The sequence below is a fragment of the Streptomyces sp. NPDC045022 genome, assembly GCF_056432605.1.
Genome location: NZ_JBWKIR010000002.1, coordinates 274,223 through 298,465, shown reverse-complemented (window position 1 = coordinate 298,465; position 24,243 = coordinate 274,223). Strand labels below are relative to the sequence as shown.

General features: G+C 72.6%; 18 protein-coding genes. 8 read left to right on the top strand and 10 right to left on the bottom strand.

The genetic code is table 11. The features are described 5' to 3' along the window. Positions 1-14 precede the first annotated feature (14 nt). Genes AC07C1_RS04675 through AC07C1_RS04660 form a run of 4 tightly spaced genes read left to right on the top strand, consistent with a single transcriptional unit; the run spans position 15 to position 7,496 of the window. Positions 15-1,622, top strand: a complete 1,608-nt coding sequence (locus AC07C1_RS04675) for a sugar phosphotransferase (RefSeq protein ID WP_478936897.1) — start codon at positions 15-17, stop codon at positions 1,620-1,622. After that, the gene (locus AC07C1_RS04670; protein ID WP_478936896.1) at positions 1,619-3,382 is read left to right on the top strand and encodes a stealth family protein; all 1,764 of its coding nucleotides are present in this window, start codon (positions 1,619-1,621) and stop codon (positions 3,380-3,382) included. The genes AC07C1_RS04675 and AC07C1_RS04670 overlap by 4 nt, the downstream gene beginning before the upstream one ends. Beyond that, positions 3,379-5,478 carry a glycosyltransferase family 4 protein gene (locus AC07C1_RS04665; RefSeq protein ID WP_478936895.1) on the top strand — a complete coding sequence of 700 codons (2,100 nt, stop codon included), beginning with the start codon at positions 3,379-3,381 and terminating at the stop codon, positions 5,476-5,478. The genes AC07C1_RS04670 and AC07C1_RS04665 overlap by 4 nt, the downstream gene beginning before the upstream one ends. 50 nt (positions 5,479-5,528) lie before the next feature. Further along, positions 5,529-7,496 (top strand): hypothetical protein, encoded by a 1,968-nt coding sequence (locus AC07C1_RS04660; RefSeq protein ID WP_478936894.1) that lies wholly within the window; start codon positions 5,529-5,531, stop codon positions 7,494-7,496. A gap of 91 nt (positions 7,497-7,587) precedes the next feature. On the opposite strand, the gene AC07C1_RS04655 is transcribed toward AC07C1_RS04660, so the two are convergent. The 5 genes from AC07C1_RS04655 to AC07C1_RS04635 all read right to left on the bottom strand — a co-directional run bounded on the left by AC07C1_RS04655 (position 7,588) and on the right by AC07C1_RS04635 (position 14,206). Next, a complete protein-coding gene (locus AC07C1_RS04655) occupies positions 7,588-9,717 on the bottom strand; it encodes a 3-hydroxyacyl-CoA dehydrogenase NAD-binding domain-containing protein (RefSeq protein WP_478936893.1) in 2,130 nt (709 codons plus the stop codon). Continuing rightward, a complete protein-coding gene (locus tag AC07C1_RS04650) occupies positions 9,714-10,934 on the bottom strand; it encodes a thiolase family protein (RefSeq protein ID WP_478936891.1) in 1,221 nt (406 codons plus the stop codon). Before AC07C1_RS04650 ends, AC07C1_RS04655 begins: the two co-directional genes overlap by 4 nt. A gap of 233 nt (positions 10,935-11,167) precedes the next feature. Continuing rightward, the gene (locus AC07C1_RS04645) at positions 11,168-12,457 is read right to left on the bottom strand and encodes a ribonuclease D (protein ID WP_478936889.1); all 1,290 of its coding nucleotides are present in this window, start codon (positions 12,455-12,457) and stop codon (positions 11,168-11,170) included. Between the two features lie 147 nt (positions 12,458-12,604). Continuing rightward, positions 12,605-13,264, bottom strand: a complete 660-nt coding sequence (locus tag AC07C1_RS04640; protein WP_478936888.1) for a helix-turn-helix transcriptional regulator — start codon at positions 13,262-13,264, stop codon at positions 12,605-12,607. A gap of 282 nt (positions 13,265-13,546) precedes the next feature. Then, entirely contained in the window at positions 13,547-14,206 is a 660-nt protein-coding gene (locus tag AC07C1_RS04635) for a DUF3000 domain-containing protein (RefSeq protein ID WP_478936887.1), read from the bottom strand. A 98-nt stretch (positions 14,207-14,304) separates the two neighbouring features. Here AC07C1_RS04635 and hemE point away from each other — a divergent pair, with 98 nt between their 5' ends. Beyond that, the gene (hemE, locus tag AC07C1_RS04630; RefSeq protein WP_478936885.1) at positions 14,305-15,372 is read left to right on the top strand and encodes a uroporphyrinogen decarboxylase; all 1,068 of its coding nucleotides are present in this window, start codon (positions 14,305-14,307) and stop codon (positions 15,370-15,372) included. 1 nt (position 15,373) lies between these two features. Here hemE and AC07C1_RS04625 read toward each other — a convergent pair whose 3' ends face one another. Beyond that, positions 15,374-16,198, bottom strand: coding sequence for a rhomboid family intramembrane serine protease (locus tag AC07C1_RS04625; RefSeq protein WP_478936884.1), 825 nt, complete (start codon positions 16,196-16,198; stop codon positions 15,374-15,376). 122 nt (positions 16,199-16,320) lie between these two features. On the opposite strand from AC07C1_RS04625, the gene AC07C1_RS04620 reads away from it, so the two are divergent. Beyond that, on the top strand, positions 16,321-16,581 hold the full coding sequence (locus AC07C1_RS04620) for a hypothetical protein (RefSeq protein ID WP_478937228.1): 261 nt from the start codon (positions 16,321-16,323) through the stop codon (positions 16,579-16,581). On the opposite strand, the gene AC07C1_RS04615 is transcribed toward AC07C1_RS04620, so the two are convergent. After that, positions 16,565-17,971 carry an FAD-dependent oxidoreductase gene (locus AC07C1_RS04615; RefSeq protein ID WP_478936883.1) on the bottom strand — a complete coding sequence of 469 codons (1,407 nt, stop codon included), beginning with the start codon at positions 17,969-17,971 and terminating at the stop codon, positions 16,565-16,567. The two genes, AC07C1_RS04620 and AC07C1_RS04615, sit on opposite strands and share 17 nt — an antisense overlap. Positions 17,972-17,998: 27 nt before the next feature. Then, complete coding sequence (locus AC07C1_RS04610; RefSeq protein WP_478936882.1) at positions 17,999-18,976, bottom strand: DUF4349 domain-containing protein; 978 nt, start codon at positions 18,974-18,976, stop codon at positions 17,999-18,001. Positions 18,977-19,157: 181 nt separating this feature from the next. Between AC07C1_RS04610 and hemG the strand changes: the two genes are divergently transcribed. Together hemG and hemQ are read left to right on the top strand one after the other, a co-directional pair. After that, entirely contained in the window at positions 19,158-20,702 is a 1,545-nt protein-coding gene (hemG, locus tag AC07C1_RS04605) for a protoporphyrinogen oxidase (RefSeq protein ID WP_478936881.1), read from the top strand. Positions 20,703-20,707: 5 nt separating this feature from the next. After that, positions 20,708-21,439 (top strand): hydrogen peroxide-dependent heme synthase, encoded by a 732-nt coding sequence (gene hemQ / locus AC07C1_RS04600; RefSeq protein WP_478936879.1) that lies wholly within the window; start codon positions 20,708-20,710, stop codon positions 21,437-21,439. 142 nt (positions 21,440-21,581) lie between these two features. Here hemQ and AC07C1_RS04595 read toward each other — a convergent pair whose 3' ends face one another. Both AC07C1_RS04595 and AC07C1_RS04590 read right to left on the bottom strand, forming a co-directional pair. Next, a complete protein-coding gene (locus tag AC07C1_RS04595; protein ID WP_478936878.1) occupies positions 21,582-23,240 on the bottom strand; it encodes an alpha/beta hydrolase in 1,659 nt (552 codons plus the stop codon). A gap of 149 nt (positions 23,241-23,389) precedes the next feature. Continuing rightward, positions 23,390-24,178, bottom strand: a complete 789-nt coding sequence (locus tag AC07C1_RS04590) for a TIGR04222 domain-containing membrane protein (protein ID WP_478936877.1) — start codon at positions 24,176-24,178, stop codon at positions 23,390-23,392. Between the last annotated feature and the right edge of the window lie 65 nt (positions 24,179-24,243).

Genomic DNA, 24,243 nt, shown 5'->3' with positions numbered 1-24,243 from the left:
CGGACCCGACGTCCATGAGCTCCGCGGTCAACGTCTACAAACGACTCGTCCCCCAGCCAGTGCGCACGGCCGCCTCGACCACGGTCCCCATAGGCGTGCGACGCAAGGTCAAGCGCCGGCTCGCCCGCACCCTGAGCCGCCGCGAGGCACGGCTGCACCGCAGAGCCCTGCGCCGGGTGCGCCGGGCCCGCCTCGGCCGATCCGAGCGCCGCATCCAGGCACCCGACGGCCGCGTCGGCCATGTGCACACCGGCCTGACCGCCGACCTGGCGCGCCGGCTCGACCACGATCTGGTCACCCACGCGCTGGACGTCGCCGACATCCCCTGGTTCGCCGTCCCGGCCCTCGACGACCGGCGGATCTGCCTGGCCGTCGACCACAGGGACAAGGGCGCGGTCCGTCGCGTACTGCGCGCGCTGCTGGAGGAACACACCGGGTACGTCGTCTCCGTGTCACCGGCCCAGAACGACACCAAGGAGATCCCCGGCAGCCATGTGAAGGCGTGGAAGCACTACGGCAAGGCCAAGGTGGTCCGCCTGACCTGGCTGCGCACCGAGCCCACCGAGAACCTCTGGGTGGGCGAGGACCAGGGCGTCGAGATCGAGTTCTGGACCGGCAACACCGACCTGCCCACGGAACGGCTGATCGGCCCGCGTCCCAACCGGGTCCAGCGCGCGGTGCCCAGCGACGCGCCCGGCATCGAGATCGGCCTCGACCGGCTGTCCGGCTACTGCGACACCGACGGCGACCTGGAACCGACGACCACACTGGAGAACTTCGACGTCGTACGACTGGAGGAGATCACCTTCCCCGTGGACGCCGTCCTGCTGTGGCGGCACCGCACACCGTGGGGCGAGGAACTGCTGCGCGCCGCGCTGCGCTCCCTGCACCAGTACGCGCCCTGGGTGGACGTCGTCCATGTCGTCGCCGAGGAGGAACCACCGGCGTGGCTCCGGGCCGGCGACGGGCTCACCGTGGTCCGCGCGTACCCCGGTGACGAATGGCACCTGCACCAACTGCCGGACCTCGCCGACCACTTCCTGCTGCTGCGCCCCGGTGCCCTGCTCGGCCGGCCGGTCCGCCCCTTCGACTACTTCACCCCGAACGGCGCGACCCGGCCCCGCCGCGGTCCCTGGAACGCCGAGGAGTCCTTCGCGCCCTGGACCCGCACCGCATACGCGGCCACCGGCCGGGTCACCGTCCACGGCTATGCGCACGGCCCGCAGCCGCACCGCGCCGAGACGCTCGCCCGGCTGGCCGGGACCGGCACCGAACCGCTGCCCCTGGAGGACGGGCAACGGCTGCCCGCCGTACCCGGCACGCATCCGCTGGACGGTGTGGTCCACCACTTCGGCCACACCGCCGGCCTCGCCGACCCCTCCGGTGAGGCGTCCGTGGCGCTGCACGCCGCGCTCCCCGGCATCGGCACCCACCTGGACCGGCTCCGGGTACGGCGCGACATCCAGCAGATCCAGATGTTCGGGCTCGGCACCGACGAGGCACGCGCCCGCGGCGGCACCCAGGAGGTGGTGCGCTTCCTGCACCGCTACTTCCCGGTTCCCAGCGCCTTCGAGGGCGACCGGACCTCCGGCCGGCTCGACAGAGCGGACAACCAGCGGTGAGCATGGGCAATCCCGAGGCCTCCGCCGCGGTCGGCGCGTACCGCACGGTGGTCCCCGCGGGCCTCCGACGCCGTATCGCGCGCCGGGTACCGCCGTGGCTGCGCATGGCGCTCAAGCAGGTGCTGCGCCGACTGCACACCGTCAACCTGGGCGCCCGTCTGCTGCGCGACACACGGGCCCGCCGCCGCTGGCCGCACCTGTTCGGCGCCGGCGAGCGGCTGGCCGCGCTCCCCGGGCACGGCGCCCGCATCGCCCTGGTACGGCCGACCGTGTCACCGCTCGGCCTGCGCGAGGCCAACCTCGAACTCGTGGTCACCGCCCTGGAGGAGGCCGGCGTCGACCACTTCGCGGTGCGCGGCGCCTCCGACTTCCGCTCCTGCCTCGCCGTCGCCGAGGCCGACCGCGACCGGGTCGGCCAGGTGCTGAAGCGCTGCGCCGACCGCAGCCCCGTATATCTGCGGACCTGCCGGGGCCAGGCCGCGCAGGGCCGCACCGTGCTGGCCGGCTCGCGCGGCGGCCGGCAACTGGCCCGCCAGGCGGCCGTGCTGCGCATCGGCATGGTGTGGAGCGACCCGGCCGGCTCCCTGGTCCTGGGGCTGGAGCACGGCTGCGACATCGAGTTCTGGCGGCCCGAGGACGGCCGTCTGCACGCCCCGCGCCCCAACCGCGTCACCGAGGACGTCGCCCTCGACGAGCCCCGCGTCACCGTCCCCGTCAGCCGGCTCACCGGCTTCGCCGCCCTGCACACCCGCCGTACCCGCTCGGTGCGCACCATCCGGCCCTGCGCCGACCCCCTGCCCGAGGACGTGCGCTTCCCCGTGGACGTCGTCTACACCTGGGTCGACGGCAGCGACCCGGACTGGCAGCTGCGGCGCGGCGCCTACGGCGTGGCCGGCTACCACTCCGAATCCGCGAACGCCGCCCGATACATCAGCCGCGACGAACTGCGCTACTCCCTGCGCGCGTTGGAGCAGAACGCCCCCTGGGTGCGCCATGTCTACCTGGTGACGGACCGTCAGCGCCCGTCCTGGCTCAACGACGGCCACCCGCGCATCACCGTCGTCGACCACTCGGAGATCTTCGACGACCCGGCCGCGCTGCCCACCTTCAACTCGCACGCCATCGAAAGCCGCCTGCACCACATCAGGGGCCTGTCCGAGCACTTCCTCTACTTCAACGACGACATGTTCCTCGGCAGCCCCGTCACCCCCCAGGACTTCTTCCTGTCCAACGGCATGACCCGCACCTTCTTCTCGCCGTCCCAGGTGCCCCGGTGGGACCCCAGTCCCGTGGACCGCCCGGTCGACGCGGCCGGCAAGAACAACCGGCGCCTGCTGCAGGACCACTTCGGCACCGCCATCGTGCAGAAGCTGCGGCACGCCCCGTACGCGCTGCGCCGCAGCGTGCTGGCGGAGATCGAGCGCGAGTTCACCGCGGATCACCGGCAGACCTCGCACAGCCGGTTCCGCAGCGCCGGCGACATCTCCATCCCGTCCTCGCTGTACCACTATTACGCCTACTTCACCGGCCGCGCCGTGCCCTCGAACATCACCTTCGCCTACCTGGACCTGGCCAGGCCGGAGATCCAGCGCCGGCTCGGCATCCTGCTCGCCCGCCGCGACCGGCAGGCTTTCTGCATCAACGACACGCTCTCCGACGGCCAGGACGTCGAGCGGCAGACGGCGATGCTGAGCCGGTTCCTGCGGGCGTACTACCCCGTGCCGTCCCCCTTCGAGCGGAAGGAGAGTGAGGTCCGTTGAAGATCTCCTTCCTGATCAACAACGTCTACGGCATCGGCGGCACCAACCGCACGGTCATCAACCTCGCCGAGGCACTCTCCGTCCACCACGAGGTGGAGATCGTCTCGGTCTTCCGGCGCGCGACGGCCACCAAGTTCGAGATCTCGCCGCGGGTCACCGTCCGCGCCCTGGTCGACCTGCGCCCGGGCTCCGCCGACCGGGGCGCCGCGGGCAGCGACGAACCCAGCGAAGTGGTGCCGCGGCAGGAGGAGTTCTACGCCCAGTACAGCAGGTTCACCGACGGACGCATCATCCGCGAGCTGCAGAGGACGTCCGCCGACGTGGTGGTCGGCACCCGTCCCAGCCTCAACCTCTTCGTCGCCGCCCACACCCGCGACGGCGCCCTCCGCGTGGCCCAGGAGCACATGACCCATCTGGCCATCCCGCCGGCGGTGCGCGCGGAGATGGCCCGCGTCTATCCGCGCCTCGACGCCATCACCACCGTCACCGAGGCCGACGCCCGCTCCTTCACGGAGAACACACCGATCCCCGGCATCCCCGTGACCGGCATCCCCAACAGCGTGCCCGAACCGTCCGTCGAACCCTCCGACTGCTCCCGCAAGGTCGTCGTCAGCGCGGGCCGCATGCACCAGATCAAGCGGTACGACCTGCTGATCCGCGCCTTCGCCCGACTCGCCGAGGAGTTCCCCGACTGGCAGCTGCGCATCTACGGCGACGGTGGCGAAGCCGGCAAGCTGCGCGCCCTGGTCACGGAACTCGGCCTGACCGGGGGGGCGTTGCTCATGGGCGGCTTCTCGCCGATCGAGTCCGAGTGGGCCAAGGGCTCCATCGCCGCCGTCACCTCCAGCGCCGAGTCGTTCGGCATGACGCTGGTCGAGGCGATGCGCTGCGGCCTGCCCGTGGTCTCCACCGACTGTCCCGTCGGCCCTCGGGAGATCCTGCGTGACGGCGAGGACGGCTTCCTCGTGCCCAACGGCGACGTGGCGGGCATCGCCGGGGGCCTGCGCCGCCTCATGGCCGACGAGCCGCTGCGCCGCACCATGGGCGCCGCCGCGCTGCGCAACGCCACCCGCTACGACCCGGCCGCCGTGGCGGGCCGCTACGTGGAGCTGTTCGAGGACGCCGCCCGCCGCCGCGCCACCGCCGAGCGCGGCTACCGTGCCCCCGCCGCCGCACGGAAAACCGGTACCGGCCAGCCGACGGTGCCCCCGGCCGCGATCGGCGCGGCCACCGTGGACGTCACCGCCGACGACGCCGGCTGGCTGCGGCTCAGCGCCGACGGGCCCGCCGAGGGCCGCCGCCGCTGGCAGTTCGTGCTGCGCCACAAGCCCGCCGCCGGCAGCGACCGCCGCCCCGATCTGACGCTGCGCACCTTCCGCAAGGACCTCGACAACGGCGGCACCCGCTACACCGCCGTCGTCACGCCGTCGGCCCTCGACGACCTCGGTGACGGGCGCTGGCAGGTGACCATGTCCTGCGCGAAGTCCTCGCCCGTGCACATGAAGGCCGGTGTCCGGGACACCCGCGCCCTCATCGACGCCCGCGCCCGCCTGGTCGCCCGCCCCCCGGCCGGCCCGGTCGGCTGGAACCTGCCGTACGCCCAGCCCAACGGCCGGCTGATGCTGCGCACCGTGCTGCGCGAGGAACACGCCGAGTGCACCGGTGTGGAGGTGCGCGACGGCACCATCAGCCTCCGGGGCGTGCTGTGCGGCGGACGGCGGATCGAGCCCGGCGCGCTGTTCATCGCCAGCCGCCGCGGCCGGCACGGCCGGACCTTCTCGGTGCCCGTCGAGCTCCTCGGCCGCCAGTCCTTCCGGGCCGAGGCCCCGCTGCGCCGGGTCGTCGACCACCGTCTGGAGCGCTGGGAGGACTGGGACTGGTGGTTGCAGCCCGACCCGTTCGACCGCCGCAAGGTGCGCGTCTGCCACCTGCTGGAGGACTTCCCCGACGTCAAGGGCGCCTACGTCTACCCCTCGGTGCCGCTGGTGGGCGACGAGGCCAGCCCGTACGCGGTGGTCCACCCGGCCCGCCCGGTGTGGGTGCGGCCCTACTGCTCGGCCTCGGGGGCGATGGCGATGAACGTGGTGGACCGATGAGCCCGCGCACCCCGACGGCCCCCGGTGAACACGATGCCCGAGGAGGGCCGATGACCCCGACCACCCGCTCGATCCTCCACATCGTCGCTCACCAGGACGACGACCTGTACTTCATGAACCCCGATCTGGTGCGCTCGGTGCAGGACGGCGACCGGATCACCACGGTGATCCTCACCGCGGGTGAGGCCGACGGCATCAACCTCGACACCGACGAGCCGCAACGCGCCGCGCTTGCACCGGACTTCGCCCGCTACAGCACCGAGCGCGGCTGCGGGCTGCGCTCGGCGTACGCCCGTATGGTCACCGGGAACCGTGACCATCCCTGGCGGCGCGAACCCGTGGACCTCGTGCCGGGGTTCGCCGCCGAGCGGTTCACCCTCGTCGACCACGACTCGGTGTACCTGTACTTCCTCCAGTTGCACATGGGCGCCCCCACCGAGCGCGGCACCCGCACCCGGCTGCACGATCTGTGGGAGGGCGCCCTGCGCACCCAGGCCACGCTGCCGGTGCACGGTTGCACCGTCGGCGAGGTCCAGCACATCAGCCGGGAGCAGGTGATCACCGCTCTGACCGCGCTGCTCGGCCACGTCCGCCCCACCACGGTGCGCACCATGGACCCCGACCCCGAACACGACGGCGGCCGCACCGAGTACGTCTGCTCCGACCACGTCGACCACACCACCACCACGCAGTTCGCGCTGGCCGCCCTGGCCCGCCACCGGGAGGCGGGCCACAATCCGGTCGTCGAGCACTACCGCGCCTACGCCAACCGCTTCTGGGGCCACAACCTCGACTCCGCCGCCGCCGCGGAGAAGGCCGAGTACCTCGCCACGTACGGTGGACTCGACGCCCCCGCGGTCTGCCCGCACGGCACCTGTCAGACCTGCGGCGACCGGCAGCTGGGCCCGAACCCGTACCGCAGCACGCACATGCTGAGCGCCGCCTACCGCTACTCGCCCACCACCGACTGGCTGCGCCTCGGGCCGGCCGGACGGCTCAACGCCTTCGGGGTGCTGGCCGGCCGGCTCGCGTTCTGGACCGAGACCGGACCGGCCGGCGGCGGGTGGAAGGGCCCGTACGTCCTCGGCGACGGCTGGATCGCACCGTCCGTCGCCGTGACCGGACTGCCCGGCGGCCCGGCCGAACTCGTCGGCCTGCGCCGCCAGCACGTGGTCGGCGGCGGGGTGACCGTGGACGTCGTGCACACCGTCCAGGACCCCGGCGGCAACGGGTTCAGCGGCTGGCGGACCCTGGAGAACCCCGACTGGGTGCACGGGGACGGCCGCCGCCAGCGGGAGTTGGGCGTGCCGTCCGCCGCGGTCGACGCGGCCGGCCGGCTCTATGTCTTCGTCCGCAACTTCGAGCAGGGCATCAGCCTGCGCCGTCGCGACACGGACGGCACCTGGGGGCCGTGGCAGGACCTCGGCGGCAGCTTCGTCCAGGACGCGGGCACCGCCCTGACCACCGGGCGCGGCACCGTGGAGTTGTACGTGCCCGGCAAGAACTCGGTCTGGCGCTGGCACCAGGCCGAACCCGGCGGCCCCTTCCTCCTCGACGAGACCCTGCAGACCGGCCGCCCGGCCACCGGCGGAATCACCGCCGTCGACTCCGGCGCCGGCCGCACCTGCCTCTACTTCCGGGAGGCCGGCACCCAGCAGGTCATGGCCTACCGCCAGCACGCCGACGGCCGCTGGCCCGGCTCCGGCGCCGGGCTCGGCGGACACGGCGGCACGGGCGCGGTCGCCGCGCTGTGGGCCCCGGAACGCGGCGCCCGCGAGGCCTTTTTGGCCCACCGCGGCAGCCGCGGCCGGCTCGTGGTCTCCCTGCCCGACCGGAACAAGAAGGTGTCCGGCACACACTGGCGCGAGTCGGGCGAGATGGTCGCCCACGCCCCCGCGATGGCGTACGACGCGACGGGCGCGGTGGTCGTCGCGGTCATCGGCACGGACGGCGGACTGCACGTCCGCCGCCAGCTGTCCCCGGCGGTGGGCAGCCCGCTGGGGCCCTGGCGTTCCTGACCGGCACGGGCAACGGCGGGGGCGACGACACAGGCAACGACGGAGGGCCTCCGCCTGAGTGGCGAAGGCCCCCTTCACATCCGTACGGCCGTTACGCCGGAACGGACGCCACGCCCGGAGCCAGGAAGTTCTTGCCGTTCACGCGCTCCGACACACCCTCGCGGTCCAGGTACGGCGTGATGCCGCCCAGGTGGAAGGGCCAGCCGGCGCCCGTGATCAGGCAGAGGTCGATGTCCTGGGCCTCGGCGACGACGCCCTCGTCGAGCATGAGCCCGATCTCCTGCGCCACCGCGTCGAGCACCCGCGCCCGCACCTGCTCCTCGGTCAGGACGACATCGCCCTGCTTCAGCAGCGCGGCGACCTCCGGGTCCAGCTCCGGCTTGCCGCTGTCGTAGACGTAGAAGCCGCGCTTGCCCGCCTTGACGACGGCCGCGAGGTTCTCGGAGACCGTGAAGCGGTCCGGGAAGGCCCGGTTGAGGGTCTCCGAGACGTGCAGACCGATGGCGGGGCCGACCAGCTCCAGCAGCACCAGCGGGGACATCGGCAGGCCGAGCGGCTCGATCGCCTTCTCGGCGGCCTCGACCGGGGTGCCCTCGTCGATGACGTTCTGGATCTCGCCCATGAAGCGGGTCAGGATGCGGTTCACGACGAACGCCGGGGCGTCCTTGGTGAGGACCGCGGTCTTCTTCAGCTTCTTGGCGACGGCGAACGCGGTGGCCAGGGAGGCGTCGTCGGTCTTCTCACCGCGCACGATCTCCAGCAGCGGGAGGACCGCGACCGGGTTGAAGAAGTGGAAGCCGACGACCCGCTCGGGGTGCTTCAGCTTCGACGCCATCTCCGACACGGAGAGCGAGGAGGTGTTGGTGGCGAGGATCGCGTGCGCCGGGGCGACCGCCTCGACCTCCGCGAACACCTGCTGCTTGACGCCGATCTCCTCGAAGACCGCCTCGATGATGAAGTCGGCGTCCGAGAAGCCCTCGGCCTTGTCCAGGACACCGCTCACCAGCGCCTTGAGGCGGTTGGCCTTGTCCTGGTTGATCCGGCCCTTGCCGAGCAGCTTGTCGATCTCGGCGTGGACGTAGCCCACACCCTTGTCGACGCGCTCCTGGTCGATGTCCGTCAGGACGACGGGCACCTCCAGGCGGCGCAGGAAGAGCAGCGCGAGCTGGCTGGCCATCAGACCGGCGCCGACGACGCCGACCTTGGTGACCGGGCGGGCCAGGTTCTTGTCCGGGGCGCCGGCGGGACGCTTGCCGCGCTTCTGGACGAGGTTGAACGCGTAGATGCCGGCGCGCAGTTCGCCGCCCATGATCAGGTCCGCGAGGGCCTGGTCCTCGGCGTCGTACCCCTGCTGCAGGTCACCGTTCTTGGCGGCGGCGATGATGTCGAGGGCGCGGTAGGCGGCCGGGGCCGCGCCGTGCACCTTGGAGTCCGCGATGAACCGGCCCTTGGTGACGGCCTGGTCCCAGGCCTCGCCGCGGTCGATCACCGGGCGCTCGACCTCGATGTCGCCCTTGAGCACCTGGGCGGTCCAGATCAGCGACTGCTCCAGGAAGTCGGCGCCCTCGAAGAGGGCGTCGGCGATGCCCAGCTCGAAGACCTGCTTGCCCTTGAGCTGCTTGTTCTGGTTCAGCGAGTTCTCGATGATGACCGAGACGGCCTTGTCGGCGCCGATCAGGTTCGGCAGCAGGGCGCAGCCGCCCCAGCCGGGGACGAGGCCGAGGAAGACCTCGGGCAGCGAGAACGCCGGGATCGCCTTGGAGACGGTCCGGTAGGTGCAGTGCAGGCCGACCTCGACGCCGCCGCCCATCGCCGCGCCGTTGTAGTAGGCGAAGGTCGGGACCGCGAGGCCCCCGAGACGCTTGAAGACCTCGTGGCCGCCCTTGCCGATGGCGAGCGCGTCCTCGTGCCTCGTCAGCAGCTCGACGCCCTTGAGGTCGGCGCCGACCGCGAAGATGAACGGCTTGCCGGTGACGCCGACGCCGACGATCGTGCCCTCGGCCGCCTCCTTCTCGACCTGCTCGACGGCGGCGTTGAGGTTCGCCAGCGACTGCGGTCCGAAGGTGGTCGGCTTGGTGTGGTCCAGGCCGTTGTCCAGGGTGATCAGCGCGAAGCGCCCGGCACCGAAGGGCAGGTCGAGGTGGCGTACGTGCGCCTGCGTGACGACCTCGTCCGGGAACAGCTCGGCCGCGCCCTTCAGGAGTTCAGCGGTGGTGCTCACTTGTCGCCTCCGTCGAAGTGCGGGTTCTCCCAGATGACCGTCGCGCCCATGCCGAAGCCGACGCACATGGTGGTCAGGCCGTAGCGGACCTCCGGCTGCTCCTCGAACTGGCGGGCCAGCTGCGTCATCAGACGGACGCCGGAGGAGGCGAGCGGGTGGCCGTAGGCGATCGCGCCGCCGTACTGGTTGACGCGCTCGTCGTCGTCCGCGATGCCGTAGTGGTCGAGGAAGGCCAGCACCTGGACTGCGAAGGCCTCGTTGATCTCGAACAGGCCGATGTCGGAGATGGACAGACCCGCCTGGGCGAGGGCCTTCTCCGTGGCCGGGATCGGGCCGTAGCCCATGACCTCCGGCTCCACGCCCGCGAAGGCGTAGGAGACGAGGCGCATCCTGACCGGCAGGTTGTTCTCGCGTGCGAAGTCCTCGCTCGCGAGGATCGACGCGGTGGCGCCGTCGTTCAGACCGGCCGCGTTGCCGGCGGTGACCCGGCCGTGCACGCGGAACGGCGTCTTGAGACCGGAGAGGCTCTCCAGGGTCGTACCCGGGCGCATCGGCTCGTCGGCCGTGACCAGGCCCCAGCCGGTCTCGCCGGCCTCGGGGTTGGTGCGGCGCACCGAGATCGGCACCAGGTCCTGCTGGATCTTGCCGTTGGCGTAGGCCTTGGCGGCCTTCTCCTGCGAGCGCACCGCGTACTCGTCGGCGCGCAGCTTGGTGATCTGCGGGTAGCGGTCGTGCAGGTTCTCCGCGGTCATGCCCATGAAGAGGGCCGACTCGTCGACCAGCTTCTCGCTGACGAAGCGCGGGTTCGGGTCCACGCCCTCGCCCATCGGGTGGCGGCCCATGTGCTCCACGCCACCGGCGATGACGGCGTCGTAGGCGCCGAAGGCGATCGAACCGGCGGTGGTCGTCACGGCGGTCAGGGCGCCGGCGCACATGCGGTCGATCGAGTAGCCGGGGACGGACTGCGGCAGACCCGCGAGGATGCCGGCGGTGCGGCCGAGGGTCAGGCCCTGGTCGCCGATCTGCGTGGTCGCGGCGATGGCGACCTCGTCGATCTTCTTCGGGTCCAGGCCGGGGTTGCGGCGCAGCAGCTCCCGGATCGCCTTCACGACGAGGTCGTCGGCGCGGGTCTCGTGGTAGATGCCCTTCGGGCCCGCCTTGCCGAACGGGGTGCGGACGCCGTCTACGAAGACGACGTCCCTGACGGTACGAGGCACGATGGCTCTCCTCCAGGGTGCGGGATGGCACTGCTGCGACGCGCAAGCACTGAGCGCGCGCTCAGGTCCCATGCTACTTATGAGTAACGTAGCTGCACAGTCCTGCCGGGGGGAGCGGCGAACGTCACACCTCCGCGGACTCCTCGCCGATCTTGGCGTGAACTCGACGTCCCTGTTCCGCCTCCGCGGCCCCCACGGCGCGCGGAGCGACCGCGTGAGGCACCCCGGACGGGTCAGGCACCCTTCGCCGACAGCGCGCTCACCAGCACGGGCGCCACCTGCTCCACCTGCCACGCCCGCGCGCCGTACCCCGCCAGCGCGGCTCCCACGGACCCGGCGTCCACCACACTCGGCGGTTCCCAGCAAAGACGCCGCACGGTGTCCGGGGACACCAGGTTCTCCTGAGGCATGTTGAGCTGCTCGGCCAGCGCCGACACCCGCGCCCGGGCCGCGGACAGCCGAGCCGCGGCGGCCGGGTCCTTGTCGGCCCACGCACGAGGCGGCGGCGGCCCGGTCACCGGCTGCCCGGGCTGGGGCAGCGCGCTGTCCGGAAGGGCCTTCGCCCGGTCCACGGCCGCTTGCCACTGCTCCAGCTGGCGCCGTCCCATCCGGTGCCCGAAGCCGTTCAGCGCGGCGAGGGCGTGCGCGTCCGACGGCAGAGCGAGCGCCGCCTCGACGATCGCCACATCGCTCAGCACCTTGCCCGGCGACACGTCCCGCCGCTGCGCGATGCGATCCCGTGTCTGCCACAGCTCCCGTACGACGGCCAGCTGCCTGCGCCGCCGCACCTTGTGCATCCCGGACGTCCGGCGCCAGGGATCCTTGCGGGGCTCGGCGGGCGGCGCGGCCGCGATCGCGTCGAACTCCTGCAGGGCCCACTCCAGCTTGCCCTGCCGGTCCAGCTCCTTCTCCAGGGCGTCCCGCAGGTCGACCAGGAGTTCCACGTCCAGGGCGGCGTAACGCAGCCACGGCTCGGGCAGCGGCCGGGTGGACCAGTCGACGGCGGAGTGGCCCTTCTCCAGGACATAGCCGAGGACGCCCTCGACCATGGCGCCGAGGCCGACGCGGGGGAATCCGGCGAGCCGGCCGGCCAGCTCGGTGTCGAAGAGCCGGGTCGGGACCATACCTATCTCGCGCAGACAGGGCAGGTCCTGGGTGGCCGCGTGCAGCACCCACTCGACGCCGGACAGCGCCTCGCCGAGGCCGGACAGGTCGGGGCAGGCGACCGGGTCGATCAGCGCGGAGCCGGCGCCCTCGCGGCGCAGCTGCACCAGGTAGGCGCGCTGGCCGTACCGGTAGCCGGAGGCGCGCTCGGCGTCCACGGCGACGGGGCCCGAGCCGGCGGCGAAGGTGGCGATCACCTCGGCGAGGGCGGCCTCGTCCACGATCACGGGCGGAATGCCCTCACGGGGTTCGAGCAACGGAGTCGGCGCCCCGGTCACAGAAGATCCGGCGTCGTCCGGAGGCGTGCCTCCGTGGGTGCGCAGGGAGCTGTCTGCTGCGGTGTCTTGGGCGTCGGTCACCTGTCAAGGGTATCCGTGAGTGGACGGCGCCCGTCGCCGGAACGTTCCGTCGACGGGCGCCCGAGGGTCGTAAACCAGTCAGCCCGGTGGGACTTCCGGTTCCTGTCACGGAACCGGCGGTTACCCCGAAGGAGGCATGCGCAGGGCTCAGTGGATGATCCCCGTGCGCAGGGCCACGGCCACCATGCCCGCGCGGTCGCCGGTGCCCAGCTTGCGGGCGATGCGGGCCAGGTGGCTCTTGACGGTGAGGGCGGACAGGCCCATGGAGACGCCGATCGCCTTGTTCGACTGGCCTTCGGCGACCAGCCGCAGCACCTCGACCTCCCGTCCGGACAGCTCCCGGTAGCCGCCCGGGTGGCTCGGGGCACCCGGGGGGCGGCGGTGCATCCGGGCGGCGGAACCGAGGGGAGCGGCGCCGGGCCGGGCGGGCAGGCCGATGTTGGTGCGGGTGCCGGTGACGACGTAGCCCTTGACCCCTCCGGCCAGGGCGTTGCGGACCGCGCCGATGTCGTCGGCGGCGGAGAGGGCCAGCCCGTTGGGCCAGCCCGCGGCGCGGGTCTCGGACAGCAGGGTCAGGCCGGAGCCGTCGGGCAGATGGACGTCGGCGACACAGATGTCGCGGGGGTTGCCGATGCGGGGACGAGCCTCCGCGATCGACGAGGCTTCGATGACATCACGCACACCGAGCGCCCACAGATGGCGGGTGACGGTGGAACGGACGCGCGGGTCGGCCACGACGACCATGGCGGTCGGCTTGTTCGGGCGGTAGGCGACCAGGCTTGCGGGCTGCTCGAGGAGAACGGACACCAGGCCTCCTGGGTGGGGGGACGGGGCCGGCTTGGGGGGAGGTAGCCGGGACGAACCGTGCTTTCAAGGTCACAGTCGTCTTCGGCAGCAAACTCGTCTGCCTTTAGAGAATGATCACGATCTAGTGAGTAACAATCTGTGCAATTCGGACACGCGATCGATCATCTGGAGATCGAGTCGGTTCAAGCGGGTGCGATTCGAGTGCGCAAAGTGGCCGTATCGACAAAGAGATGGTCAACAGGACGTCCGTGAGGATTAACCCGTGAAAAGCCGGGGGTCAGGTCACCGCGACTGCGGGTCCCTGCGCTGCGGCAGGGTGACCACGGAGGCGTCGCCCGGCCCGGCCGGCGGCAGCCCACCGACCTGGGCCAGCAGATCGCACCAGGAGGCCAGGTGAGTCGCCGTGTCCGGCACTCCGCCCAGGCCCTCGCGAGGCGTCCAGGAGGCCCGGATCTCGATCTGCGAGGCGGCCGGCCGCTCCGCCAGGCCGCCGAAGTAGTGCGAGCTGGCGCGCGTGATCGTGCCGCTCGGCTCGCCGTAGCCGAGCCCGCGCGCCTGCAGCGCTCCCGTCAGCCACGACCAGCACACCTCGGGCAGCAGCGGATCGGCCGCCATCTCCGGCTCCAGCTCCGCGCGCACCAGCGTCACCAGCCGGAACGTCCCCTGCCAGGCATCGTGCCCGGCCGGGTCGTGCAGCAGTACCAGCCGTCCGTCGGCCAGCTCCTGCTCGCCGTCGACCACCACGGCCTCCAGCGCGTACGCGTACGGGGCGAGCCGCTGCGGCGCGCGTGTCGGCTCCACCTCGACCTGCGGCCGCACCCGCGCGGTCCGCAGCGCGTCGACCGCGGCCCGGAAGACGGGCGGCAGCGCACCGCCCGCCCGCCCCTCCGCGTCATCCATTCCGTCAGCGCCGTCCGACAGTCGTCCCTGAGCCGCAGCCATGCGGGGAAGAGTAAGGGGAACAGGGCCCGCACGCAGGGAGGGACACCCCCGAAGGGCAGCCGCACTTCTCCGCTCGCGGCCGTGCGAGACTTGCCGTCGTGAGTGCCAACGCAAGCCCCTCGGGCCAGCAGCCGACAGCAACGTACGACAGCGCCTTCCTCAAGGCGTGCAGGCGCGAAGCCGTGCCGCACACCCCCGTGTGGTTCATGCGCCAGGCCGGCCGCTCCCTGCCCGAGTACCGCAAGGTGCGCGAGGGCATCCCGATGCTCGAGTCCTGCATGCGGCCCGAGCTGGTCACCGAGATCACACTGCAGCCGGTGCGCCGGCACGACGTGGACGCGGCGATCTACTTCAGTGACATCGTCGTGCCGCTCAAGGCCATCGGCATCGACCTCGACATCAAGCCGGGCGTCGGCCCGGTCGTCGAGCAGCCCGTCCGCACCCGCGCCGACCTCGCCCGGCTGCGCGACCTCACCCCCGAGGACGTCTCCTACGTCACCGAGGCGATCGGCCTGCTCACCCGCGAGCTGGGCGCCACCCCGCTGATCGGTTTCGCCGGTGCGCCGTTCACCCTCGCGAGCTATCTGGTCGAGGGCGGTCCCTCTCGCACGTACGAGAACGCCAAAGCAATGATGTACGGCGACCCGGAGCTGTGGGCCGACCTGCTCGACCGCCTCGCCGACATCACCGCCGCCTTCCTGAAGGTGCAGATCGAGGCCGGCGCCAGCGCGGTCCAGCTGTTCGACTCCTGGGCGGGCGCCCTGGCCCCGGCCGACTACCGGACGTCGGTCATGCCCGCCTCGGTGAAGGTCTTCGAGGCCGTCGCCGGGTACGGCGTCCCGCGCATCCACTTCGGTGTCGGCACCGGTGAGCTGCTGGGCCTCATGGGCCAGGCGGGCGCGGACGTCGTCGGCGTCGACTGGCGTGTCCCGCTGGACGAGGCCGTGCGCCGGGTCGGCCCCGGCAAGGCGCTCCAGGGCAACCTCGACCCGACGGTCCTGTTCACCGACAAGGACACCGTCGAGGCCAAGGCCGGCGAGGTGCTGGCCGCGGCCGCCGGTCTGGAGGGCCACGTCTTCAACCTCGGCCACGGCGTCATGCCGAACACCGACCCGGACGCGCTGACCCGGCTCGTGGAGTACGTCCACACCGTCACCGCGCGCTGACTCACCAGCTGTAGTGGGGCCGTGCCCGCCTGCCGAACAGCAGGCCGGGCGGCTCCGGCGGGGGAGGCGTGCCGGGCTTGAGCGGCCAGGCCAGCAGCATGCCCGCCGCGAAGCCCACCACATGGGCCGCGTACGCCACGGTTCCGGCACCGGAGACGCCGTGCCCGGAGGAGTACACCGCCTGGAGCCCGAACCAGAAGCCCAGCACCAGCCAGGCGGGCAGCCTGAGCGGCAGGAAGACCAGGAACGGGACGAGGACCCAGACCCTGGCCTTCGGGTACAGCACCAGATAGGCGCCGAGGACCCCGGCGATCGCGCCGGACGCGCCGATCAGCGGATCGCCGGAGGTGTCGTTGAGCAGCGCGAAGCCGTAGCCGGCCGCGTAGCCGCAGACGACGTAGAAGAGGAAGTAGCGGATGTGGCCCATCCGGTCCTCGACGTTGTTCCCGAAGATCAGCAGGAAGAGCATGTTCCCCAGCAGATGCAGCCAGCCGCCGTGCAGGAACATCGCCGTGAAGACCGACAGCGCCGGTGACTTGTCGTAGCCCGGCGGAGCCACGACACAGCCCGGACCGTGCGGGCCCACGCCCACCGCGCCCGTCGGCACCACCCGCGGCATCTGATGGTGGATCAGCTCCGTGGGGACCGCCGCGTAGCGGTCCATGAAGGCGTGCAGATGACACAGCTGCGCCAGGTCGCCGGCGCCGGCCACGGAACCGGCTATGCCGGGCGTGGTGATGAACACGAGGACGTTGACGGCGATGAGCGCGTACGTCACCCAAGGGGTACGGCGCACCGGGTTCACGTCATGGACGGGGATGACCACACAGAAGTAGTGCCCGCGATGGGGCGCGCGAATCGGTGAACGCCGCCCGGCAGGTGTGCGTATCTCTCCTCAACCGACGTGAGGATCAGGCGATGAGTGCGAACGCTCCACAGGTTTCGGCGATGCATGCCCTGCCCGATGGCGAGGCGGAGCTGTCCTTGGTGATACGGCTTCCCTGGGAGGATCTGGCGCGGCTCGGTCAGGAGGCGGGGCGGCTCGCTTCGCAGATGCAGCGGCCGGTGACGCTGGACGAGGCGGTGAGTTATCGGCTGCGGTCCACCCGGCCGTCGGCGTCCCATGCGAAGCCCGCGGGAGAGCAGCCCACGGCTGTGACGTCGAGCGCGGCTGTCACCTCCCTGCCGCGGATCAGCGGAACGGCTTAGCGGACCGCACTTTCGAGGTCGCCTTCCGCGCTGCCACCAGAACCGGGTCCCACACCGGTGAGAACGGAGGCGCATAGCCCAGGTCCAGGGCTGTCATCTGTTCCACCGTCATCTGCGCGGTCAGCGCCACCGCGGCGATGTCGACCCGCTTGGCAGCGCCCTCCCGGCCGACGATCTGGACGCCGAGCAGCCGGCCCGTGCGGCTTTCGGCGAGCATCTTGACCGTCATGGGGGAGGCGCCGGGATAGTAGCCGGCGCGGCTGGTCGACTCGATGGTGACCGTCTCGAACCGCAGGCCCACCCGGCGGGCGTCCTTCTCGCGCAGGCCGGTGCGGGCGATCTCCAGGTCGCACACCTTGCTGACGGCCGTGCCGACGACACCCGGGAAGGTGGCGTAGCCACCGCCGGCGTTGGTGCCGATGACCTGTCCGTGCTTGTTGGCGTGGGTGCCGAGCGGGACGTACTGCTCCTGGCCGGAGACCAGGTTCAGCACCTCCACGCAGTCGCCGCCCGCCCAGATGTTCTCGTGGCCGCGCACCCGCATCGCGAGGTCGGTCAGCAGACCGCCGTGGGCGCCGACGGGAAGACCGGCCGACTGGGCGAGGGCGGTCTCCGGGCGGACGCCGATGCCCAGGATCACCAGGTCCGCGGGGTACTCGGCGTCCTCCGTGACCACCGCGCGGACCCGGCCGTCCTGCGCGGTGAGGAGCTTGGTGACCTCGGCGTCGTTCACCATGGTGATGCCGAGGCCCTCCATGGCCCGGTGCACCAGGCGGCCCATGTCCGGGTCGAGCGTGGACATGGGTTCCTTGCCGCGATTGACGACCGTCACCTCGAAGCCGCGGTTGATCAGCGCCTCCGCCATCTCCACCCCGATGTAGCCGGCGCCCACGACCACCGCCTTGCGGCCACGCGTGCGTGCCAGGGTGTCGAGCAGGGCCTGGCCGTCGTCGAGGGTCTGCACGCCGTGCACGCCGGGGGCGTCCGCGCCGGGCAGGTCCGGGCGGACCGGGCGGGCCCCGGTGGCGATGACGAGCTTGTCGTACGACGTCCAGGACTCGGTGCCGGCATCGACGTCACGCGCGCGTACCCGCTGCCCGGCCACGTCGAGCCCGACGACCTCGGTGCGCAGCCGCAGGTCGATCCCGCGTTCCCGGTGTTCCTCGGGCGTGCGGGCGATCAACTGGTCGCGCTCGGGGACCTCGCCGCCCACCCAGTACGGGATGCCGCACGCCGAGAAGGAGGTGAAGTGGCCGCGTTCGAAGGCCACGATCTCCAGCTCCTCGGGTCCCTTCAGCCGGCGGGCCTGCGATGCCGCGGACATGCCCGCGGCATCGCCGCCGATCACGACCAGCCGTTCCGTCCCGCCCCGCCCCTCGCTCATGCTCATGGGAACACGCTACGGGGCGCGGGCATTTCAGTCCCGGTCCGCCCCCTCGGCGGACTGCGGTGCCGGGCGGGCCGACGGCAGCGGACCCAGCGCGGTCATCGCCGGCGCGGACTCCGGGCGGCGCGGCAGCCGGGGGCGTACGACCCGCAGCCACAGCAGCGCCAGCAGGGCGGCGAAGGCCGCGAACGGCAGGGCGGCGCCGAGCGCGAGGACGATCCAGCGCAGCATCGTGGCGAACACGTGCCAGCCGCCCGCCAGCGCGTCCACGATGCCCGGTGTGTCGTCACCGGCCGCCTTCTGCACGGGCGTCTCGGACAGCGACAGGGTGATGGTGGCCAGGCTCGTGCGGTCCTTCAGGGACGCCTGCCGGGCCAGCAGGGCCTCCAGGTCCGCCTGGCGCCCGCTCAACTCGCCCTCCAGCGTGACGACATCGCTCAGCTTGGTCGCCCGGTCCATCAGCGCGCGGATCCGGTTCACGCTGGCCCGCTGCGACGTGATCCGGCTGTCGACGTCCACGACCTGGTCGGTGACGTCCACCGCCTTGGCCGTGCGGTCGATCAGCCTGCCCGTGCCCTGCAGGCCGGTGAGGACCTGGTCGTACATCGCGGTGGGCACGCGCAGCACCACCCGGGTGTTCTCGTGGCCTTCGGCGTCCCGGCCGGTGTTCTCCTTGCCGACGTAGCCGCCCGCGTCCTCGGCGGTCGTCCGGGCCTCGGCCAGGGCCTTGGGCACGTCCTTGACCTCGACGGTGAGGGAGGCGGTGCGGATGATCGCGTTCGCGGCGGGATCGGGCGTCCTGGGCGCGGACTTGCCCTTGTCCGCCGTGGCGCCGGACGCGTCGGCCTGCCGGGCCCCGGCGCCCGCCGCGGACTTCGAGTCGCCGCCGCCCGAGTCGTCCACGCCGCTGCACCCGGCGAGCGCGACGGACGCGACGAGCAGGACCCCGGCCAGGGCCCGGACGGACGGTGCGGAACGTGCGGGCCGTGCGGAACGTGCAGTGCGCATGGGCGGTACCCCCCGATGGCCGAGACCGATGACGCTCATACGACGGCGAAGGCGGCCCGGACGTTTGCGGTGGCCGGTTCCGAAGCGGTCACGGTCCGGACTCGGCGCGGCCACCGGGCCGGTGGAGCGGGACCCTCGGGCCCCGGCGGGCGTGTCAGTGGGATCTGAGAAAGTGGGAGGCATGAGCGCAACGGGTACGAGCACGGGGCACGTCGTCGTCATCGGAGCCGGTATCGCCGGGCTGGCCGCCGCCCACCGGCTGCTGGGGCGCGGCGCGCAGGTGACCGTGCTGGAGGCCTCCGAGCGGGTCGGCGGCAAGCTGCTGCCCGGTGAGATCGCCGGTGTGCGGGTCGACCTGGGTGCCGAGTCGATGCTCGCCCGCCGCCCCGAGGCCGTGGCCCTCGCCCGCGAGGCGGGCCTCGCCGATCGGCTGCGGCCGCCGGCCACCGCGACCGCCTCGATCTGGACCCGTGGCGCCCTGCGGCCCATGCCCAAGGGCCATGTGATGGGCGTGCCCGGCACCGCCGCCGCGCTCTCCGGTCTCCTGTCCGACGAGGGCCTGGCCCGCATCGAGCGCGACGCGGCCCTGCCCCGCACCGAGGTCGGCGACGACGTGGCCGTGGGGGAGTACGTGGCGGCCCGGCTCGGCCGCGAGGTCGTGGACCGCCTGGTCGAGCCCCTGCTCGGCGGGGTGTACGCGGGGGACGCGTACCGCATCTCGATGCGGTCGGCCGTCCCGCAGCTCTTCCAGGCGGCGCACGAGCACGCCTCCCTGACCGAGGCGGTCCGCGGGATCCAGGCGAAGGCGGCGACGGCCCGGCAGACCGGCCCGGTCTTCCTGGGCATCGAGGGCGGAGTGGGCACGCTTCCCCTCGCGGTCGCCGAGTCGGTGCGGGCGCGCGGGGGGGAGATTCTGACCGGGACGCCGGTGCGGGAGCTGCGCCGGGGGGGCGCCGCGGAGGGGGGCGCCGCGGGCGGGCCGGGAGCGTCCGGCGCGACAGGAGACGTGGACCCGCGGCGCGGCGCCGGGGCGGCGCGGCCGGACGCCGCGTGGCGCGTCGTGGCCGGTGACCGGGTGCTGTACGCGGACGCCGTCGTCCTCGCCGTCCCCGCCCGCGCGGCCGCCGATCTGCTGCGTGACGAGTCCCCGGAGGCCGCCGCCGGCCTGGCCGCCGTCGAGTACGCCTCCATGGCCCTGGTCACCCTCGCCTACCGGCGAGCCGACCTGCGTCTCCCCGAGGGCAGCGGCTTCCTGGTGCCGCCCGTCGACGGCCGCACCATCAAGGCGTCCACCTTCGCCTCCCAGAAGTGGGGCTGGATCGCCGAGCAGGACCCCGACGTGGTCGTGCTGCGCACCTCGGTGGGCCGCCACGGCGAGACGGCGATCCTCCAGCGGGACGACGCCGGCCTCGCCGAGGTCTCCCGGCACGACCTGCGCGAGGCCACCGGCCTGGACGCCGTGCCCGTGGAGACCCGCGTCACCCGCTGGACCGACGGCCTGCCGCAGTACCCGGTCGGGCACCACGCGCGCGTGGCCCGTATCCGCGAGCAGGTCGCCAAGCTGCCGGGGCTCGCGGTCTGCGGCGCGCAGTACGACGGCGTCGGCATCCCGGCGTGCATCGCGAGCGCGTACGCGGCGGTGGACCAGCTGGCCGGAGACCCGACGGGCGTCGAGGAGCTGACCGCCAACCCGGTGCAGAGCCTGCACGGCGGAGCGGGAGAATAGGGACCATGAGTGACGACGCCCCCACCACCGAGCCCGGCAGGATCCCGAACAAGGGCAAGCTGGCCAAGGACCTCAACGATGTCATCCGCTACACCCTCTGGTCGGTCTTCAAGCTGAAGGACGTGCTGCCCGAGGACCGCGCGGGATACGCCGACGAGGTCCAGGAGCTGTTCGACCAGCTCGCCGCCAAGGACGTGACGATCCGCGGGACCTACGACGTGTCCGGCCTGCGCGCCGACGCCGACCTCATGATCTGGTGGCACGCCGAGACCAGCGACCAGCTCCAGGAGGCGTACAACCTCTTCCGCCGCACCAGGCTCGGCCGCACCCTCGAGCCGGTGTGGTCGAACATGGCGCTGCACCGCCCCGCCGAGTTCAACCGCTCGCACATCCCGGCGTTCCTCGCCGACGAGACGCCCCGCAACTACGTGAGCGTCTACCCCTTCGTGCGCTCCTACGACTGGTACCTGCTGCCCGACGAGGACCGCCGCCGCATGCTCGCCGACCACGGCAAGATGGCCCGCGGCTACCCGGACGTGCGCGCCAACACGGTCGCCTCGTTCTCCCTCGGCGACTACGAGTGGATCCTCGCCTTCGAGGCCGACGAGCTGTACCGCATCGTCGACCTCATGCGCCACCTGCGTGCCTCCGAGGCCCGCATGCACGTCCGCGAAGAGGTGCCGTTCTACACGGGTCGCCGCAAGGACATCGCGGAGCTGGTGGCGGGCCTGGCCTGAAGCGCCCCGTAAGGGCGCGGGGCTGCAGCGACGTGCGGCCCGACCCGGGGTGGACGCGGGGCCGGCCGGCGACCCACCGCGGCACCCCGGTGGAGCGCCTGGGTGTATTGACCCGCGTGAACAACCCTGCGGGTCAATACACCTAGCGCCGGTCGGCCTTGCCCTTGAGGGCGTCCCGCCGGGACGACTCGTCCGCCCGACCGCCGGCGGCGACCGGCTCCTGGCGTGGCGCGCAGGACGCGTGCCGGGCGGGGAGGCGGCCCTCCAGCAGATAGGCGTCGAGGTGCGCGTCGACGCACTTGTTGGGGCCGCCGCCGATGCCGTGCGTGCCCGCGTCCCGCTCGGTCACCAGCACCGAACCGGCCAGCCGCCGGTGCATCTCCACCGAGCCCGCGTACGGCGCGGCCGCGTCCCGTTCGGCCGCCAGGACCAGCACCGGAGGCAGCTCGCCCGGCCCGGTCCGTACGTCAAGCGGCTGCTGCCGGGGCGCCGGCCAGTAGGCGCACGGCAGGTTCGTCCACGCGTTGTCCCAGGTCTCGAAGGGCGCCACCCGGGCCAGCCGGGTGTTGTCGCGGTCCCACACCTTCCAGTCCGTCGGCCAGGACGCGTCGTTGCACTCGACGGCCGTGTACACCGCGCTGCCGTTCTCCGCCTCGGCGCTCGTCTCGGCGCTCGGGGCCGCCAGCCGGATCAGCGGCTTCGGGTCGCCGTGGAGATAGGCCGACAGGGCCTCGGCCCGGCTCGGCCAGAAGTCGTCGTAGTACCCGGCCGTCAGGAACGCGTTCTGCAGCTGGCCCGGACCGACCTTCCCGCCCGCCGCCTTCCCGGCCAGCCGCTCGCGTGCGGTGTCGTAACTGCGCTGCACCCTCGCGGGCGTGGCACCGAGCCGGTACACGTCGTCGTGGCGGGCGATCCAGTCACGGAAGTCCGCCCAGCGCTCCTCGAACGCGGCCGACTGGGCGAGGTTGTTGCGGTACCAGACCTTCTCCGGGTCCGGGTCCACCGCCGAGTCCAGCACCATGCGCCGCACGTGCGAGGGGAACATCGTCGCGTACAGCGCGCCGAAGTAGGTGCCGTACGACGCCCCCATGAACGTCAGCCGGTCCTCGCCCAGCGCGGCCCGCAGGACGTCCAGGTCACGGGCGTTGTTGAGCGAGGTGTAGTGGCGCAGCCTGCTGCCCGAGCGCTGGGCGCAGCCACGCGCGTACGCCTTCGCCTGGGCGATGCGCTGCCGCTTGTACGCCTCCGACGGGTGTGTCGGTGACGCGGTGGGCGCCTTGGAGAACCGTTTGGGGTCCTCGCAGGACAGCGGCGCCGAACGGCCCACCCCGCGCGGGGCGTAGCCGACCAGGTCGTAGGCGGCGGCGATCCGCTTCCACTCCGGGACCATGCCGATCAGCGGGAAGTACATGCCGGAGGCGCCGGGACCGCCCGGGGTGTAGACGAGGGCGCCCTGCCGGGGGACCTTCCGCTTGCTGTTGTGCGGGTCCTTCTGCGTGGCCTGGGTCCGGCTCACGGTCAGCTCGATCCGCCTGCCGTCCGGGTGGGCGTAGTCCAGCGGGACGGTCACCGTGCCGCACCGCAGACCGCTCGGCGCTTCCGGGATGTCGGCGGCCGAGCACGCGCCGAAGTCGATACCGGCCGCCCGGGCGCGGGCCACGGCGACCGCGGTGCCGCGCAGCTCGGCCGTGCCGGGCACACCGGGTGCCCCGGGGCCGGCGGGTGTGCCGCCCGCGGGGGCCGCGGCCAGCGTGGTCAGGAGCAAGGACCCGGCGGCCGAGTACAGGGCGGCAGCTCTCATCGCGTATCCCTTCGGTGCGCGGCGGCGATGGCGTGGCTGCCACGGCCCGGCGACAACAAAAGGGATGTTTCGTTCGGCTGTCGGCGAAGGCAAGCACCATCGGGCCGGTGTCGGCGCCAATGCCCCTTATGCGCCCCCCGGAGGTGCCCTCACTCCCGCCGTGGCTGGTCGCGGTGGGCGAAGGCCGCGCGCAGTTCCGGCTCGCCGATCGCGCGGACGCCGCGTACGGCGACGGAGGTGAGGAACGACCGCTCGTCGCCGGCCGGCCCCCGGGTGAGCGTGCCCAGCAGCCGCTGCCCGGCCGGGGAGGCCCAGCGCGAGTACGGGTGCACCTCGAACCGGGCGAGGGCGAGGCAGCTCAGGGACAGCGTCAGGGGCAGGGCGAACCACAGACCGACCAGGAGTCGTGGCGTCCCGGTCTGGACGGGCAGCAGCAGCGCGGTCACCCCCAGCACCGCCACGGCCCACGTGGCGGCGCGCACCTGGCGCACGGCGGCCCCCACGGTCGTACCGGCGCCGTCGGGCACGGCGAGGCCCGCGCGCACCAGCCCGTCGGCCAGCCGGCGCACCGCCTCCGCGCCGGCCGCCCGCGCCCGCACCGGAGCGATCCGGGACTGGCCCTCCGGTCCGATCGCCCCTATGACGGACCGCTCCATCTCGTCACGCCCTCGCGGGTCCACCACCGTGGCCCAGCCGGTGTGCGCGAGCAGCAGCCGCCGCTGCCGGGCCATGGACACCAGGGTCACATCGGCGACCCGGGCCGGGCCGCCGGACAGGAACGCCGCCTCGTACAGCGTCAGAGCGTGCTCCCGGTCCGCCGGCATGACATCCGTGACGTCCGTGTCCACGGTCGCCGCGCGGACGGCCGCCAGACACAGCCGGGTGCACGCCGTGCCGGCGAAACCCCAGGCCAGGAGCAGGAGAAGGACCCAGAACATGACGTGTTTCTATGCCAGAGGCGGGTGAAAAAGCCATGCCCTGTTCACGATCCGGACGATGCGTG